This is a genomic window from Pseudarthrobacter sp. PvP090 (assembly GCF_040547365.1).
Taxonomy (GTDB): Bacteria; Actinomycetota; Actinomycetes; order Actinomycetales; family Micrococcaceae; genus Arthrobacter.
This window is the reverse complement of the sequence record NZ_JBEPPO010000006.1, coordinates 260,096-274,178: the sequence shown is the minus strand read 5'-3', so window position 1 is coordinate 274,178 and position 14,083 is coordinate 260,096. Positions and strand designations below refer to the sequence as shown.

The window sequence follows — 14,083 nt, the reverse complement described above, 5'->3', positions numbered from 1 at the left end:
GTTTAGGCTCCGCCGGTGTGGTCTACGGCTTTGCGTACGGCTTTGTCGGCCTTCTTCAGCTGCTTGCCGGTGGTCTTCTTGACGTCGGCGGCGAGGTGGCTGGTGGACTTCTTCACGTCAGCGGCAAGGTGCTCGGCGCGCCAGGCCAGGCTGGGCCGGCCGTTCGTGTCGACGGCAGCCAGCAGCACGCCGCCGGTCAGGGAGACGTTCTTGAGCAGCTGCTTGCGGCGGGCATCGCGGCCCTCCTTGGAGGTGATGTCGGCGCTGCGCCATTCAACGTAGGCGTTGAGCGCGGAGATGACGGCCAGGAGGGTAGCGGCGAGGCGCGCTGACTTGCCGAGCGCGAAGAGCACGCCTGCTCCGACCTGGGTGCCGCCGATAACGCGGGCCAGGACCTTTTCGTTGGTCTGGAATGGCAGGGATTCAGCCGCGCGGCGCAGCAGGGGTGACAGCTGCGTGGCCGTGTCATCCGCGTTCTTGAGCTTGTCCATGCCTGCAAGGACGAAACTGGAGGCGAGCATGGGCCGGGCGAGAAAGCGGACAAAGGACATGAATTTCCTCCTGGATGGACGAGCCGCGGAATCAATGCGGGAGAACCGGTTCTAGTCTTGCACTTTTGCGGAATATTTGCCTGCCGGACGGGGTTGTGAATGAAAGGTCCCGGCCGCCGGTTTTCGGCCGGACAACAAGCAGACAGTGAGCTGGCTACGGGCCGGCAACGAGCTGAAGACGAGCAGGGAGGCGGACATTTGATTCTGGTGAAGGACGCGCGACTCTCGGCGGATCCCGCGGAATTGTGGACCATGGCCCTGCAGGATCGGACAAGTCCGGCAGTTCCGGCAGTTCCGGGCGCCCGCCGTAAGGTGACAGTAGACTTGGACGCAATGAGCACCATGGATCCGGCCGTTGCGGCCATGCACGAGGTCGCCGGAAACGGCGCCACACCCGTGAAGTCACCTGATGCCGGCCCGGCCGGCGCACTTCCTGAGCCTGTCCCGGAAGCCGGGGCGGCCCCGGAGCCCGGCGCCGTACCGACCGACGCGCAGGATGCTGCAGCCCGGGAGACGATCGTGGACGGGCAGGCGCTGGACGTGGCGACGGAAACCACGGAGGAACGCCGGGCACGGTTCGAACGCGACGCCATGCAGTACGTGGACCAGCTGTACTCCGCGGCCATGCGCATGGCCAGGAATCCCGCCGATGCCGAGGACCTGGTCCAGGAGGCGTACACGAAGGCGTTTTCCGCATTCCACCAGTACAAGCCGGGCACCAATCTCAAGGCCTGGCTGTACCGGATCCTGACCAACACCTACATCAACCTCTACCGCAAGAGGCAACGCGAGCCGCTGCAGTCGAACTCGGACACCATCGAGGACTGGCAGCTCGCCCGGGCCGAGTCGCACACCTCGTCCGGACTCCGCTCGGCGGAGGCCGAGGCGCTGGACCACCTGCCGGACTCGGACGTGAAGCGCGCCCTGCAGGCCATCCCGGAGGAATTCCGGCTGGCGGTCTACTTCGCCGACGTTGAGGGGTTCGCGTACAAGGAAATTTCGGACATCATGAACACCCCGATCGGGACTGTGATGTCCCGCCTGCACCGGGGCCGGAAGATGCTGCGGGACATGCTCGCCGACTACGCCGCCGAGCGGGGATTCAAGGCCGCCGATGCCACTGCGGCGGCCGGAAGCAACAAACAGGAGAACAGGAAATGAGCGACTGCCAGGGACTGGGCGATTGCGACGACGCCCGGATGCAACGTATCTACGAGTATCTGGATGGTGCCCTCACGCACGATGACATCGCCGAGATCAAGGACCACCTGGACGGGTGTCCGGAGTGCTTTGAGCAGTACGACCTCGAATGTGTCATCCGCGTCATGGTGAAGCGTTCCTGCACGGAAGCTGCCCCGGAGAACCTCAAGAACTCGATCCTGGACCGGATTCACTCCAGCAACCCGGTCGAGGCCTGACCCGGCGGGGATGCCTGACGTCCCGCCCGGCAAAACGACAAAAACGAATGACCCCGTAAACCGTGAGGTTTCCGGGGTCATTCGTTTAAAGCTGTCATTCCAAGCTTTGCTTAGGCGTTGGGGCGCTTGCCGTGGTTCGCGCCGCCACGCTTACGGTCACGACGTTTACGTGCACGCTTGCTCATAGCTGGCCTCCTTAATTTTTGGTACTCAAAAGAGCTGCCCTCAAGTCTCCCACATCAGGGCACCCGTCGCGAACCGGCGGGCGGGAAGCGCCGCGCAGCGACCATCACAGCGTGACCATCAGAGCGGACAAATCAGTCCAGGGAGTTGCGAATGGAGATCCGTGCCTGGTCCAGCACCGTCTTGACCGTCTCCAGCGTCACGGGCGTGATCGGATGGCGGCCGCCGTGCCGGCGCAGTTCCACCCGGATGTCATCGCGGAAGGCCTGCACCAGCATCTCCGCTTCACGCAGCCGGCTGTCGCCCTCCTGCGAGTAGCGCTGGCCTGCCAGCGAGGCGACGGTTGATCCGGCCGCACGGGCCGAGGCACGCGCGGCCTCGGCCGTGGCGGCCAGATCGGCGCGCAGCCCGCGCATGTTGGCTTTGATGTCCTGCCGCAGATTGTCCGCGAGCCGCCGGACTGATGCGGAGATGTCGTTTTCCACGCCGGCGAGTTCGTCCCGCCGGCTGTTCAGCTCCACGAGGCCGTCCGGGGTGATGCTGTAGTACGTCCGGCGTCCCTCGGTGTGGGTGGCCACGAGCCCCTCCTCCTCGAGCTTGCCCAGCCGCGGATAGATGGTCCCGGCGCTGGGGGAGTAGGTGCCGCCGAAGCGTTCGCTGAGCGCTTTGATGAGTTCGTAGCCGTGCTTCGGACCCGACTCCAGCAGCGCGAGCAGATAGAGGCGCAGGGCCCCGTGGGCAAAGACCGGAGGCATCAGGGACCCTTCGTGGGATCCGTGGCCGGCCGCCCGTGGAAGATCGAGGTCTTCCCGGAGACGGAATTGGTGCGGACCAGCATAAGCTGGCTGTCAGGGCCGGCGATGGTCTGCACGCTCCCGCTGGGTTGGTTGTACTGCTGGTCGTTGATCACGATCGCGCCGCTGGCGGACTTGGCGATGATGTCCACGCCGACGTCGTGCGGGAGGCGGATGGTGACATCACCCGACACCGAATTCGCCCCGAAGTCCTGGGTGAACCCGTGCAGGTCGAAGTTCAGGTCTCCGCTGACGGTGTTGGCGCGGATGTGGCTGAAGTCGCCGGAGGCCGTGACCTCGCCGGAGACGCTTTTGGCCGTCAGTACGCCGTGGTGGTTGCGGGCGATCACTTCGCCGCTGACGGTGTTGACCGACAGGTCCCCGGAGGTTCCGTCGGCCAGGACGGAACCGGAAACCGTGTTCAGCCGGGTGCGCCCGCTGATCCCGGAGACCATGCCGTCGCCGCTGACCGTGCCGGCCTCAACCTCGACGCGGGCGGGCAGGGCAATGCTGAGGACCACCGAGTTGCTGCTGCTGTTGTTGACGGTTCCCATGAGATTCTTGAACCAGCCCTGCGGCCCGTGCAGCTGGTGCCGGACCTCCAGCCGGCCGTCGACGAGGCTGATCGCCAGCGGGTCGCCGTGTATGTCGGACACTTCGATCCGGGTGACGGCCTCATCGTGCGTGACGATGTCGAAGCGGCCCCGGACGATGCCAAGCTTGAGTGAGCTGACGCCGTCGACGTCGATGGTCTGCGGACCGGTGACGGTCCAGTTGTTCTCTGTCATGGTTCCTCCGGGCGGGCGACACTTCCTGCGCATCACTGCGATATATCGTGACTATGAAGTCACGATATATCGCCGGATGTGTGCAGTCAAGATATATCGCGAAGTTCGCCAGCGGAGCCTGGGCCCGGGGCGGCTACTCCGGGGCGTCCATTCGCAGCCACTGAAACCAGCCGCGGTGCAGCACGAGCCAGGCCATGAGCCCGTAGCCGGCCTGGCCAGGCGATCCGCCGTTGGCAGCGAGGTCCTGGCGCCACTGTTCATGATTGAGCAGTGGGGAGAACGTGTCGACGTAGAGGTGTTTGCGACGCGTGGTGACGTCGGCGAAAGCAGTGTTCAGCTCGCCGAGCCTGCGGTTCTGCGCCGGGTCCAGGGTCGGCGGCGGGCCGACCACGAAGACCTCGATCTTGTTCTGCGACGCGGAGTCGAGGATGTTGGCGAGATTGAGCCGGCTGCGGGCCGTGGAGAGTCCGAACTCGACGTCGCGGCCGGAGAGCCCGATCACCAGGCGGTTCTCGTGGTGATCGTTGAAGCGCCGGTTAGCTTCCTGGAGCCAGCGGGCAGCCAGGCCTTCCGTGCCTTCCTGCGGGCAGGGGAGGGAATAGCATTCCAGGGACAGCCCGTCCTGCGGCGTGCGCGCCAGCACCCGCCCCAGCCAGCCCAGCGCGCGGGGATCTCCCAACCCGGCCAGCAGTTCATCGCCCACGGCTGCGATCCGCAGTTTTCGATCTTCCACGACTACCTCTTCACTCCAGAGTGTCCATTAAGCCGTCCCCCTCATCCACGATGGAGGGGGACAAAGCCGGTTAAACAACGGTGCCCGGCCGGAGTTGCGTGTTTCCATCTCCGGCCGGGCAGCGTTGACCTTACTTACGTGCGAATGCCTGCTTGAGCAGCGCGTCCTGCTCGGCCGCGTGACGCTTCATCGATCCTGCCGCGGTCGAGGCCGAAGCCGGGCGGGAAACGAGGCGGACCCGGCGGTCCAAAGCGTCCGGCAGGTTGAGGCCGATGAACGGCCACGGACCCTGGTTGGCGGGTTCGTCCTGTGCCCAGACAACTTCGGCGTTCGGGTACTTGGCAAGCTCGGCGGCAATCTCGGCGGCCGGCAGCGGGTACAGCTGCTCGACCCGGACGATCGCCGTCGTCCTGTCGCCGGTCTTCTGCCGGGTGGACAGCAGATCATAGTACAGGCGGCCGGATACCAGCAGTACACGCTCGACGGCGTCGCCCTGCAGCTGCTCGTGCTCGGGGATGACCGTCCGGAACGTCCCGGTGGTGAAGTCCTCCACCGACGATGCAGCGGCCTTGAGGCGGAGCAGCTGCTTCGGCGTGAAGATGATCAGCGGCTTGCGCGGCTTGCTGTACGCCTGGCGGCGCAGCAGGTGGAAGTGCGACGCCGAGGTTGTGGGGTTGGCCACGATCATGTTTTCTTCGGCGCACATCTGCAGGAAGCGCTCGATCCGCGCGGAGGAGTGGTCCGGTCCCTGGCCCTCGTAGCCGTGCGGCAGCATCAGCACGAGTGAGGAGCGCTGGCCCCACTTCTGCTCGGCCGAGGAGATGAACTCGTCGATGATGGTCTGCGCGCCGTTGACGAAGTCACCGAACTGCGCTTCCCAGAGCACCAGGGCATCCGGACGTTCCACCGAGTAGCCGTATTCGAAGCCCATGGCCGCGTATTCCGACAGCAGGGAGTCATAGATCCACAGCTTGGCCTGGTCCTCGGAGAGGTGGGCCAGGGGCAGCCACTCGTCGCCGTTGGCGCGGTCGTGGAAAACGGCGTGGCGCTGTACGAACGTGCCGCGGCGCGAGTCCTGGCCGGCGAGCCGGACAGGAACGCCTTCCATGATAAGCGAACCAAAGGCTGCCAGCTCGCCGAAGCCCCAGTCGATGCCGCCTTCACGGGACATCACTTCACGCTTCTCCAGCAGCTGCTTGAGCTTGGCGTGGACCGTGAAGCCCTCGGGGATATCGATGTGGGCCTTGCCGATGCGCGCCAGGGTCTCGGCGGAAATCGCCGTCGACGCCGGGGCGTTGGTGCCGGAATCGGACTGCTGGGCCATCGGGCGCTCCAGATCGGACACCGCGGCGGAATCCGCCTTGATGATCGGAATCGGGGAGGTCTGCGCGGCGTGGGTTTCGGCGAAGACACGCTCCAGCCGCTCCTGGTAGTCGCGAAGCAGCTGTTCGGCTTCTTCCTCCGTGATGTCACCGCGGCCGATCAGGGATTCGGTGTACAGCTTGCGGACCGAACGCTTGGCTTCGATCAGGTTGTACATCAGCGGCTGGGTCATCGAGGGGTCGTCGCCCTCGTTGTGGCCGCGGCGGCGGTAGCAGACCATGTCGATGACAACGTCCTTGTGGAACCGCTGGCGGAACTCGTAGGCGAGCTGTCCGATCCGGACCACAGCCTCCGGGTCATCGCCGTTCACGTGGAACACCGGCGCCTGGATCATCTTGGCGACGTCCGTGGAGTAGGTGGAGGAACGCGACGACGACGGGGCGGTGGTGAAGCCGACCTGGTTGTTGACCACGATGTGGATGGTTCCGCCGGTGCGGTAACCGCGGAGCTGGGAGAGGTTGAGCGTTTCCGCCACGACGCCCTGGCCTGCGAAGGCGGCGTCGCCGTGCACCATGATCGGCAGCACGGGGAAGGCGACGCCCTGGTCGAGGCGGTCCTGCTTGGCGCGGACGATGCCTTCGAGGACAGAGTCCACGGCCTCGAGGTGGGACGGGTTGGCAGCGAGGTAGACCTTGGTCTCCTTGCCGTTGTCCGAGGTGAAGGTGCCCTCGGTGCCGAGGTGGTACTTGACGTCGCCGGAGCCCTGCACGGAGCGCGGGTCCTGGGTGCCTTCGAATTCGCGGAAGACCTGGGCGTAGGTTTTGCCGGCAATGTTCGTGAGGACGTTGAGCCGGCCGCGGTGGGCCATGCCGATCGCCACTTCGTCGAGTTCGTCGTCGGCCGCATCGGAGATGATGGCGTCCAGCAGCGGGATCAGCGACTCGCCGCCCTCCAGCGAGAAGCGCTTCTGGCCGACGAACTTCGTTTGGAGGAAGGTCTCGAAGGCCTCGGCAGCGTTGAGCTTGGAGACGATGCGGAGCTGCTCGTCGCGGCTCGGCTTGGAGTACGGGTGCTCGATCTGGTCCTGGAACCACTTGCGTTCTTCCGGGTCCTGGATGTGCATGTATTCGATGCCCGCGGTGCGGCAGTAGGCGTCGCGGAGCACTCCGAGGATGTCGCGGAAGGCGAGCATCGGCTTGCCGCCGAAGCCGCCGGTGGGCCATTCGCGGTCCAGGTCCCACAGCGTGAGGCCGTAGGTGAGGACGTCGAGGTCCGGGTGCTTGCGCTGCACGTACTCGAGCGGATCAGTGTCCGCCATGAGGTGGCCGCGGACGCGGTAGGCGTGGATGAGCTGCTGGATCCGGGCGACCTTGTTGATCTCGTCGGCCGGGTCCACCTGCAGGTCCGGGCTCCAGCGCACGGGCTCGTACGGGATGCGCAGGGATTCGAAGATCTCGTCATAGAAGTTCTGCGCGCCCAGCAGGAGCTGGTGAACGAGCTTCAGGAACTCCCCACTGCCGGCCCCCTGGATGACGCGGTGGTCGTAGGTGGAGGTCAGCGTGAGGACCTTGCTGATGGCGTTGTGCGCGATGATCTTCGCGCTGGCCCCCTGGAATTCAGCCGGGTAGTCCAGTGCGCCGACACCGATGATGGCGGCCTGGCCCTTGGACAGGCGGGGCACCGAGTGCACGGTTCCGATGCCGCCGGGGTTGGTCAGCGAGACCGTGGTGCCGGAGTGGTCGTCGGCGGTGAGCTTGCCGGCGCGGGCACGCTTGATCAGATCCTCGTAGGTGTGCCAGAACTCGGAGAAGTTGAGGGTCTCCGCCTTCTTGATATTGGGCACCATGAGCAGGCGCGTGCCGTCAGGCTTCGGCATGTCGATGGCAATGCCGAAGTTCACGTGCGCCGGCTGGACCGCGACAGGCTTGCCGTCGACCTCGTCGTAGTAGACGTTCATCGACGGGAACTGGGCCAGGGCGCGGATGACGGCGTAGCCGATCAGGTGGGTGAAGGACACCTTGCCGCCGCGGGCACGGGCCAGGTTGGAGTTGATGACCACGCGGTTGTCGATCAGCAGCTTCGCCGGGATCGCCCGCACGCTCGTGGCGGTGGGTACCTCCAGGCTGGTGATCATGTTGGTGGCGATGGCCTTGGCCGGTCCGCGGAGGACGGAGACGACGTCTTCCTCGGGGGCGGTCGGGGCCTTGATGTTCTTGGGGAGCTGGGCCGGGATCGGGGCGGTGCCGGGGCCGGCGTCAGAAGTCTTGGAGCCGTCGCGGGCAACGGTGGCCGGGGCTTTCTTCGCCGGGGCGGGGGCCGGCGCGGCGGGGGCAGCGGCGGGGGCGGGCGGCTTCGTTGCCGTCGCGGCAGCCGGGGCTACTACGGGAAGTTCGCGGGTGGCGGGGTGCGCAACTGTCGCTGCGCCTGAGGCTCCGTTGGTGGACGAGCTGTCACCGGCATCGAAGGATTCGAACAAGGGCCACCACTTGGCATCCACCGTGTTCTTGTCCTGCTGGTACCGCTCGTACAGTTCGTCAACGAGCCACTCGTTTCCGCCAAATTCCTCTGGTAGACGGTGGCTAGGCTGCTCTGGCACTTGAATTACGCCTCTTCCATGAGTTTGATTCCCACTGGCTTCACGGTGCCGCAGCACGACGATTGAACCAGTCTCCACGTCCAGTGAACCCAGACCTCTGCCAGTCTAGTGACGATTCTTGCCAAACCGCCAATAAGGGTGACTCAAATCATCAAGTCGCCTCAATGCGCCGTCACGGCACCCCATCCGGCCGTCCGGAGCCCGCCCGCAGCCCCTTCGGAGCCCGCCCGGACCGCGCCCGGGCCGGCTGCCCTGACCGGTGCCGGACCCCGTGGGAAGCCTCGCTAGAATCACACTGAGAACCCGTTGAGCACCGGAATGCCTATTTTTGCTTACTTTAAGGAGCAACCGTGCGTTTCCTGACCGAACCCACCACCGACCTGACCTATTCGGACCTCTTCCTCGTACCGTCCCGCTCCGACGTCACTTCCCGGCTGGATGTGGACCTCGCGGCGGACGACCGGACCGGATCCGCGATTCCCCTCGTCGCGGCGAACATGACGGCGGTGACCGGCAAGCGCATGGCCGAGACCATGGCCCGTCGCGGCGGGCTGGCGGTCCTGCCGCAGGACGTCCCGCTGGACGTGATCCGCGACGTGACGGCCTGGATCAAGACCCGCCACCCCGTCCTGGAAACCCCGGTCACGCTGTCACCGGCCGACACGGTCATTGATGCCCTGCACCTGATGGGCAAGCGTCCGCACGGGGCCGTTATGGTCGTGGATGACTCCGGTGCCGTCACCGGCATCGTCCGGGCCGCGGACTGCGAGGGCCAGGACCGGTTCGCCTCGCTCGCCTCGGTGATGCGCCACCAGCCGCTCGTGCTGGAAGGGGCATTGCTGGAAGACGCCCCCGACGGCGGCGGACCGGGCGGCGGCCCGGGCGCCGGCCTGCGCCGCGCCTTCGAGGCGATGGACGCCGCCGGGACCGACTTTGCCCCCGTGCAGCGGGACGGCGTCCTGGCCGGCGTCCTGACCCGGAAGGGTGCCCTGCGTTCCACGCTGTACCGTCCCTCGCTGGACCCTGCCGGCCGGCTCAAGGTGGCCGCCGCCGTCGGGATCAACGGCGACGTCGCCGGGCGGGCCGCGGAACTCCTGGCCGCCGGCGTCAACGTGCTGGTCCTCGACACCGCACACGGCCACCAGCAGAAGATGTTTGATGCCCTCGCCGCGGTGCAGGGCCTCAACCCCGGCGTGCCCGTGGTGGCAGGGAACGTGGTCACGGCGGAGGCAACCCGTGAACTTATCCAGGCGGGCGCGGACATCGTCAAGGTCGGCGTTGGCCCCGGGGCCATGTGCACCACGCGCATGATGACGGCCGTGGGCCGGCCGCAGTTCTCTGCTGTCCTCGAGTGTTCGGCGGCCGCGCGGGCTGCCGGCGGGCGCGTCTGGGCCGATGGCGGAGTCCGCTACCCGCGCGACGTCGCGCTGGCCCTGGCTGCCGGCGCCAGCCAGGTGATGATCGGGTCCTGGTTCGCCGGCACGCACGAGAGCCCGGGGGATCTGCAGCAGGACGCCGCCGGGCGGCAGTTCAAGGAGAGCTTCGGGATGGCGTCCGCCCGGGCCGTGCAGAACCGCAACCAGCGCGAGGGTGCCTTCGAAAAGGACCGGAAGGCCCTTTTCGAAGAAGGCATTTCCACCTCCCGGATGTTCATCGATCCGGCGCGGCCCGGCGTGGAGGACCTGCTGGACATGATCACTGCCGGGCTCCGCAGCTCCATGAGCTACGCCGGTGCTGCTGACCTCGCGCAGTTCCGGGAACGCGCCGTCGCCGGGATCCAGTCCGCTGCCGGGTATGAGGAAGGCCGTCCGGTCCCGCAGAGCTGGTGAGCCGGCCCGCTTCCGGCAGCGGCCGCCGTCGGGCGTCACCTGCGGTGTCACGGCGGCGGCCGGCGCCCGGCGGCCTGTAGACTGAAACTCTTATGGACAGTAAATCTAGGTGCCGGCCTGGGGGCTGTCAGCGGGGAACGGAAACCGTTCACGCGCAGTCCACCCGAAGAGCCGGCAAACCCCGTTCACGCGCCCATCACTCTCCGGCGGCACGCCAGCCAGCTGCCTTCCAGGACACAGGAGCCTTCCAGGACACAGGGTCGGCCGCGGCTGACCATCCTCCGCCGGGCAGCCCGTCCCGGCACCCTGACTCCCGACACCCCGACTCCCGACAGCCCGGCCGCAGGGCGCGGCACCGCGCCGCCGCCCCGGAAGCAGGCGGCTAAATGGAGTGGCTTCTTCTCGGAGCAGGACTGCTGCTCATCCTCGGAACCGGCTTTTTCGTAGCCGTTGAATTTTCCCTCGTTGCCCTTGACCAGGCCACCGTCCAGCGGGCCGTGGATGACGGCGATACCGCCGCCGCGCCCCTGCTCAAATGCCTCAAGTCCCTGTCCACGCAGCTCTCCAGCTGCCAGCTGGGCATCACCATCACCACGCTGCTCACCGGCTACGTCATGGAACCATCGGTGGGCAAACTCCTCGAAGCCCCGCTGGGTGCCCTGAGCCTGCCGGAGGCCGCGGTTTCCTCCGTGTCACTCGTCATGGCGATGGCCTTCGCGACCCTCCTGTCCATGCTGATCGGTGAGCTGGTTCCCAAGAACATGGCCATTGCGCTGTCGTTCCAGGTCGGCAAGGCCCTGGCCCGCCCCCAGCTGGTCTTCACGGCAGTCTTCAAACCCGCCATTGTGGTGCTCAACGGCTTCTCCAACAAGGTGCTCAACATCTTCGGCCTGGAGGCCAAGGAGGAGATTTCGGGTGCGCGGACCCCGGCCGAGCTCGCCTCCCTCGTGCGCCGTTCGGCGGCGATGGGAACCCTCGACGCCGGGACGGCCAACTTCATCGCCCGGACGCTGAAGTTCTCGGGCCGGACCGCGGCGGACGTCATGACGCCCCGCATCCGGGTCGAGACCATCGACGGCGACCAGCCGGTCTCCGACATTGTGGAGGCCGCACGCCGCACCGGATATTCGCGCTTCCCGGTCATCGGGGAATCCTCGGACGACATCCGCGGCGTGGTGCACATCAAGAAGGCCATCGCCGTACCCTCGGGCCGGCGCGCCAAGCTGGAGGCCGGTGCCATCATGACCGATGTGCTCCGGGTGCCGGAAACCATCCACCTGGACGCCCTGCTGGCGGAACTGCGCGAGGGCAACCTGCAGCTGGCCGTGGTCCTTGACGAGTATGGCGGCACCGCCGGCATCGCCACGCTGGAGGACCTCGTCGAGGAAATCGTCGGGGAAGTGGCCGACGAACACGACAAGGTGCGTCCGGGATTGCTGCAGAGCGCTTCGGGGGACTGGTACTTCCCGGGGCTGCTTCGCCCCGATGAACTCTCCGAACAGATTCCGGGCCTGACCGTGCCCGACGAGTCTGCCTACGAAACGGTGGGAGGCTACGTCATGAGCAAGTTGGGCCGGATCGCAGCGGTGGGGGACACGGTCGACGTCGACGGCGGCACCCTGGCAGTCACCCGCATGGACGGGCGCAGAATCGACCGGATCTGCTTCAAGCCCGTCCGGGTGCGCCATGAGGAGCACTCCAACGGCCAGGTCGGTGCCGCATGAGCGACTGGGCAGGAATCCTCTGGCTTGTGGTGCTGCTCCTTGGCAACGCCTTCTTTGTTGGTGCCGAATTCGCGGTCATGTCTGCCCGCCGGAGCCAGATCGAGCCGCTCGCCGAGGCGGGATCCAAGCGGGCGCAGACCACTCTGCGGGCCATGGAAAACGTCTCGTTGATGCTCGCCTGCGCGCAGCTCGGGATCACCGTCTGCTCGCTACTGATCCTGCAGGTGGCCGAACCGGCGATCCACCACCTGATGGCGGTCCCGCTGGAGGCGGTCGGCATCCCGGTGGAAATCGCCGACATCGTGGCCTTTGCCGTTGCCCTGCTGCTGGTGACCTTCCTGCACGTCACCATCGGCGAGATGGTCCCGAAGAACATTTCGGTCTCCGTGGCGGACAAGGCAGCCCTGTTGCTGGCGCCGCCGCTGATGTTCATCGCCCGGCTGGTGAAGCCGGTGATTGTGGCGCTCAACTGGTCCGCGAACCACATCCTGAAACTGATGCGGATCGAGCCGAAGGATGAAGTCACCTCCTCCTTCACGCTTGAGGAAGTCCAGTCGATCGTGCAGGAATCCACCCGTCACGGACTCGTAGACGACGACGCCGGACTCATCACCGGGGCGCTGGAGTTCTCGGAGCACACCGCGTCCGACGTGATGGTCCCGCTCGACAAGCTCGTGATGATGAAGTCGAACACCACCCCGGTGGAGTTCGAGAAGGCCGTGAGCCGCACCGGTTTCTCCCGCTTCCCGATGCTCGACGACGACGGGATGCTCTCCGGCTACCTGCACATCAAGGACGTGCTCTCCATCCCCGACGCGGCGTACCACCAGCCGATCGCAGAGAGCCACATCCGGTCCCTGGCGAACCTGGCCATGGACGACGAAATCGAGAAAGCCATGTCCGTCATGCAGCGGACCGGCTCGCACCTGGCGCGCGTGATCGGCCCGGACGGCCTCACCCAGGGCGTCCTGTTCCTGGAGGACGTTATCGAGCAGCTCGTCGGCGAGATCCGGGATGCTACCCAGGCCACCGGCTACCGGAGGCTCGGCCAGGACCAGTAGCGGCCGGTGTGTCCCTAAATAGGAATCATTCCTATTTAGGGATACACTCGAGGCAGTTGCTATTGCTCCTGATTCTCAATAACAGATCCGAGGTCTTCCCGTGCGCCGTCCCGCTGCCCGTGCCATCGTCGCCGCCTTTGCCGGTGCCACCCTGCTGCTGACGGCCTGTGCCCCGACATCGGGGAATTCCTCGGCGGGGAATTCGGCCGGGGCCGGCGACGGAATCGTCGAGGTGGTTGCTTCCACCAGCGTCTACGGGGACATCATCAGCACCATCGGCGCAGACAAAGTGCGTGTCAGTTCCATCATCACGCGAACCAGCCAGGACCCGCACTCCTATGAGGCGACCACGCAGGACAAGCTGGCGGTCTCCAAGGCCGAGCTGGTGGTGGAAAACGGCGGCGGGTATGACAACTTCCTCCACAAGCTTGCGGACGACACGGGGCTGGACCACAGCAGCGTACTGAATGCCGTGGAGCTCTCCGGGCTGGCTCCGGAAGAGTCCACCGGTGCGTCCGCCACCGCCGATGCCGACGGCCACGGCCACGAACATGCCGGTTTCAACGAGCACGTCTGGTACAGCCTGCCCGCCATGGCCCGGCTGGCTGACGCCGTCGCTGCCAAGCTCGCCGAGCTGGAACCGTCCTCCGCCGAGACTTTCCGCAGCAACGCAGCAGCCTTCAAGGAGTCGCTCCGCGGCCTCGACGCCAAGCTGGCGGGAATCAAGGCGTCCGCCGGTGGGGCACCCGTCGCCGTGACGGAACCCGTGCCGCTCTACCTGCTCGAAGCCGCCGGCCTGGAAAACCAGACCCCGGATGAATACACCGCCGCGATCGAAGAAGACACCGACGTGCCGCCCGCCGTGCTCAAGGAGACCACCGACCTGATGGGCTCGGGCAGCATCAGGCTGCTGGCCTACAACCAGCAGACCGAAGGCCCGCAAACGGTCGCCGTCAAGGACGCCGCAGCAGCTGCCGGTGTCCCGGTGGTGAACTTCAGTGAGACCCTGCCGGAGGGCAAGTCCTACCTGCAGTGGATGACGGACAACGTCGACAACATCGGCAAGGCGCTGGCCTAAGATTA

The 14,083-nt window shown here is 66.3% G+C and carries 12 protein-coding genes; 6 read left to right on the top strand and 6 right to left on the bottom strand.

The window, feature by feature from the left end; translation table 11 throughout:
• Positions 1 to 2: 2 nt before the first annotated feature.
• On the bottom strand, positions 3 to 551 hold the full coding sequence (locus tag ABIC21_RS09410; protein WP_354350128.1) for a DoxX family protein: 549 nt from the start codon (positions 549 to 551) through the stop codon (positions 3 to 5).
• Between the two features lie 252 nt (positions 552 to 803).
• Here ABIC21_RS09410 and ABIC21_RS09405 point away from each other — a divergent pair, with 252 nt between their 5' ends.
• Together ABIC21_RS09405 and rsrA are read left to right on the top strand one after the other, a co-directional pair.
• Positions 804 to 1,712: a sigma-70 family RNA polymerase sigma factor gene (locus ABIC21_RS09405; protein ID WP_502935980.1), complete on the top strand. Its 909-nt coding sequence runs from the start codon at positions 804 to 806 to the stop codon at positions 1,710 to 1,712.
• On the top strand, positions 1,709 to 1,969 hold the full coding sequence (gene rsrA / locus ABIC21_RS09400) for a mycothiol system anti-sigma-R factor (RefSeq protein ID WP_346927964.1): 261 nt from the start codon (positions 1,709 to 1,711) through the stop codon (positions 1,967 to 1,969). The genes ABIC21_RS09405 and rsrA overlap by 4 nt, the downstream gene beginning before the upstream one ends.
• Positions 1,970 to 2,079: 110 nt before the next feature.
• On the opposite strand, the gene ABIC21_RS19325 is transcribed toward rsrA, so the two are convergent.
• The 5 genes from ABIC21_RS19325 to ABIC21_RS09380 all read right to left on the bottom strand — a co-directional run bounded on the left by ABIC21_RS19325 (position 2,080) and on the right by ABIC21_RS09380 (position 8,386).
• Positions 2,080 to 2,154, bottom strand: coding sequence for a 50S ribosomal protein bL37 (locus ABIC21_RS19325; protein WP_104061284.1), 75 nt, complete (start codon positions 2,152 to 2,154; stop codon positions 2,080 to 2,082).
• 132 nt (positions 2,155 to 2,286) lie between these two features.
• Positions 2,287 to 2,907 carry a PadR family transcriptional regulator gene (locus ABIC21_RS09395; protein WP_354350126.1) on the bottom strand — a complete coding sequence of 207 codons (621 nt, stop codon included), beginning with the start codon at positions 2,905 to 2,907 and terminating at the stop codon, positions 2,287 to 2,289.
• Positions 2,907 to 3,734 carry a DUF4097 family beta strand repeat-containing protein gene (locus ABIC21_RS09390; protein ID WP_354350125.1) on the bottom strand — a complete coding sequence of 276 codons (828 nt, stop codon included), beginning with the start codon at positions 3,732 to 3,734 and terminating at the stop codon, positions 2,907 to 2,909. The genes ABIC21_RS09395 and ABIC21_RS09390 overlap by 1 nt, the downstream gene beginning before the upstream one ends.
• Positions 3,735 to 3,867: 133 nt before the next feature.
• Positions 3,868 to 4,467 (bottom strand): GDSL-type esterase/lipase family protein, encoded by a 600-nt coding sequence (locus tag ABIC21_RS09385; RefSeq protein WP_354350124.1) that lies wholly within the window; start codon positions 4,465 to 4,467, stop codon positions 3,868 to 3,870.
• Between the two features lie 130 nt (positions 4,468 to 4,597).
• Positions 4,598 to 8,386 (bottom strand): multifunctional oxoglutarate decarboxylase/oxoglutarate dehydrogenase thiamine pyrophosphate-binding subunit/dihydrolipoyllysine-residue succinyltransferase subunit, encoded by a 3,789-nt coding sequence (locus ABIC21_RS09380; protein WP_354350123.1) that lies wholly within the window; start codon positions 8,384 to 8,386, stop codon positions 4,598 to 4,600.
• Positions 8,387 to 8,736: 350 nt separating this feature from the next.
• Here ABIC21_RS09380 and ABIC21_RS09375 point away from each other — a divergent pair, with 350 nt between their 5' ends.
• The 4 genes from ABIC21_RS09375 (at position 8,737) to ABIC21_RS09360 (ending at position 14,078) form a co-directional block, all read left to right on the top strand.
• Positions 8,737 to 10,215 carry a GuaB1 family IMP dehydrogenase-related protein gene (locus ABIC21_RS09375; protein WP_354350122.1) on the top strand — a complete coding sequence of 493 codons (1,479 nt, stop codon included), beginning with the start codon at positions 8,737 to 8,739 and terminating at the stop codon, positions 10,213 to 10,215.
• A 386-nt stretch (positions 10,216 to 10,601) separates the two neighbouring features.
• The gene (locus tag ABIC21_RS09370; RefSeq protein ID WP_354350121.1) at positions 10,602 to 11,939 is read left to right on the top strand and encodes a hemolysin family protein; all 1,338 of its coding nucleotides are present in this window, start codon (positions 10,602 to 10,604) and stop codon (positions 11,937 to 11,939) included.
• Positions 11,936 to 13,000: a hemolysin family protein gene (locus tag ABIC21_RS09365; protein ID WP_354350120.1), complete on the top strand. Its 1,065-nt coding sequence runs from the start codon at positions 11,936 to 11,938 to the stop codon at positions 12,998 to 13,000. The genes ABIC21_RS09370 and ABIC21_RS09365 overlap by 4 nt, the downstream gene beginning before the upstream one ends.
• Before the next feature lie 100 nt (positions 13,001 to 13,100).
• Positions 13,101 to 14,078, top strand: a complete 978-nt coding sequence (locus ABIC21_RS09360) for a metal ABC transporter solute-binding protein, Zn/Mn family (RefSeq protein WP_354350119.1) — start codon at positions 13,101 to 13,103, stop codon at positions 14,076 to 14,078.
• Positions 14,079 to 14,083 lie beyond the last annotated feature (5 nt).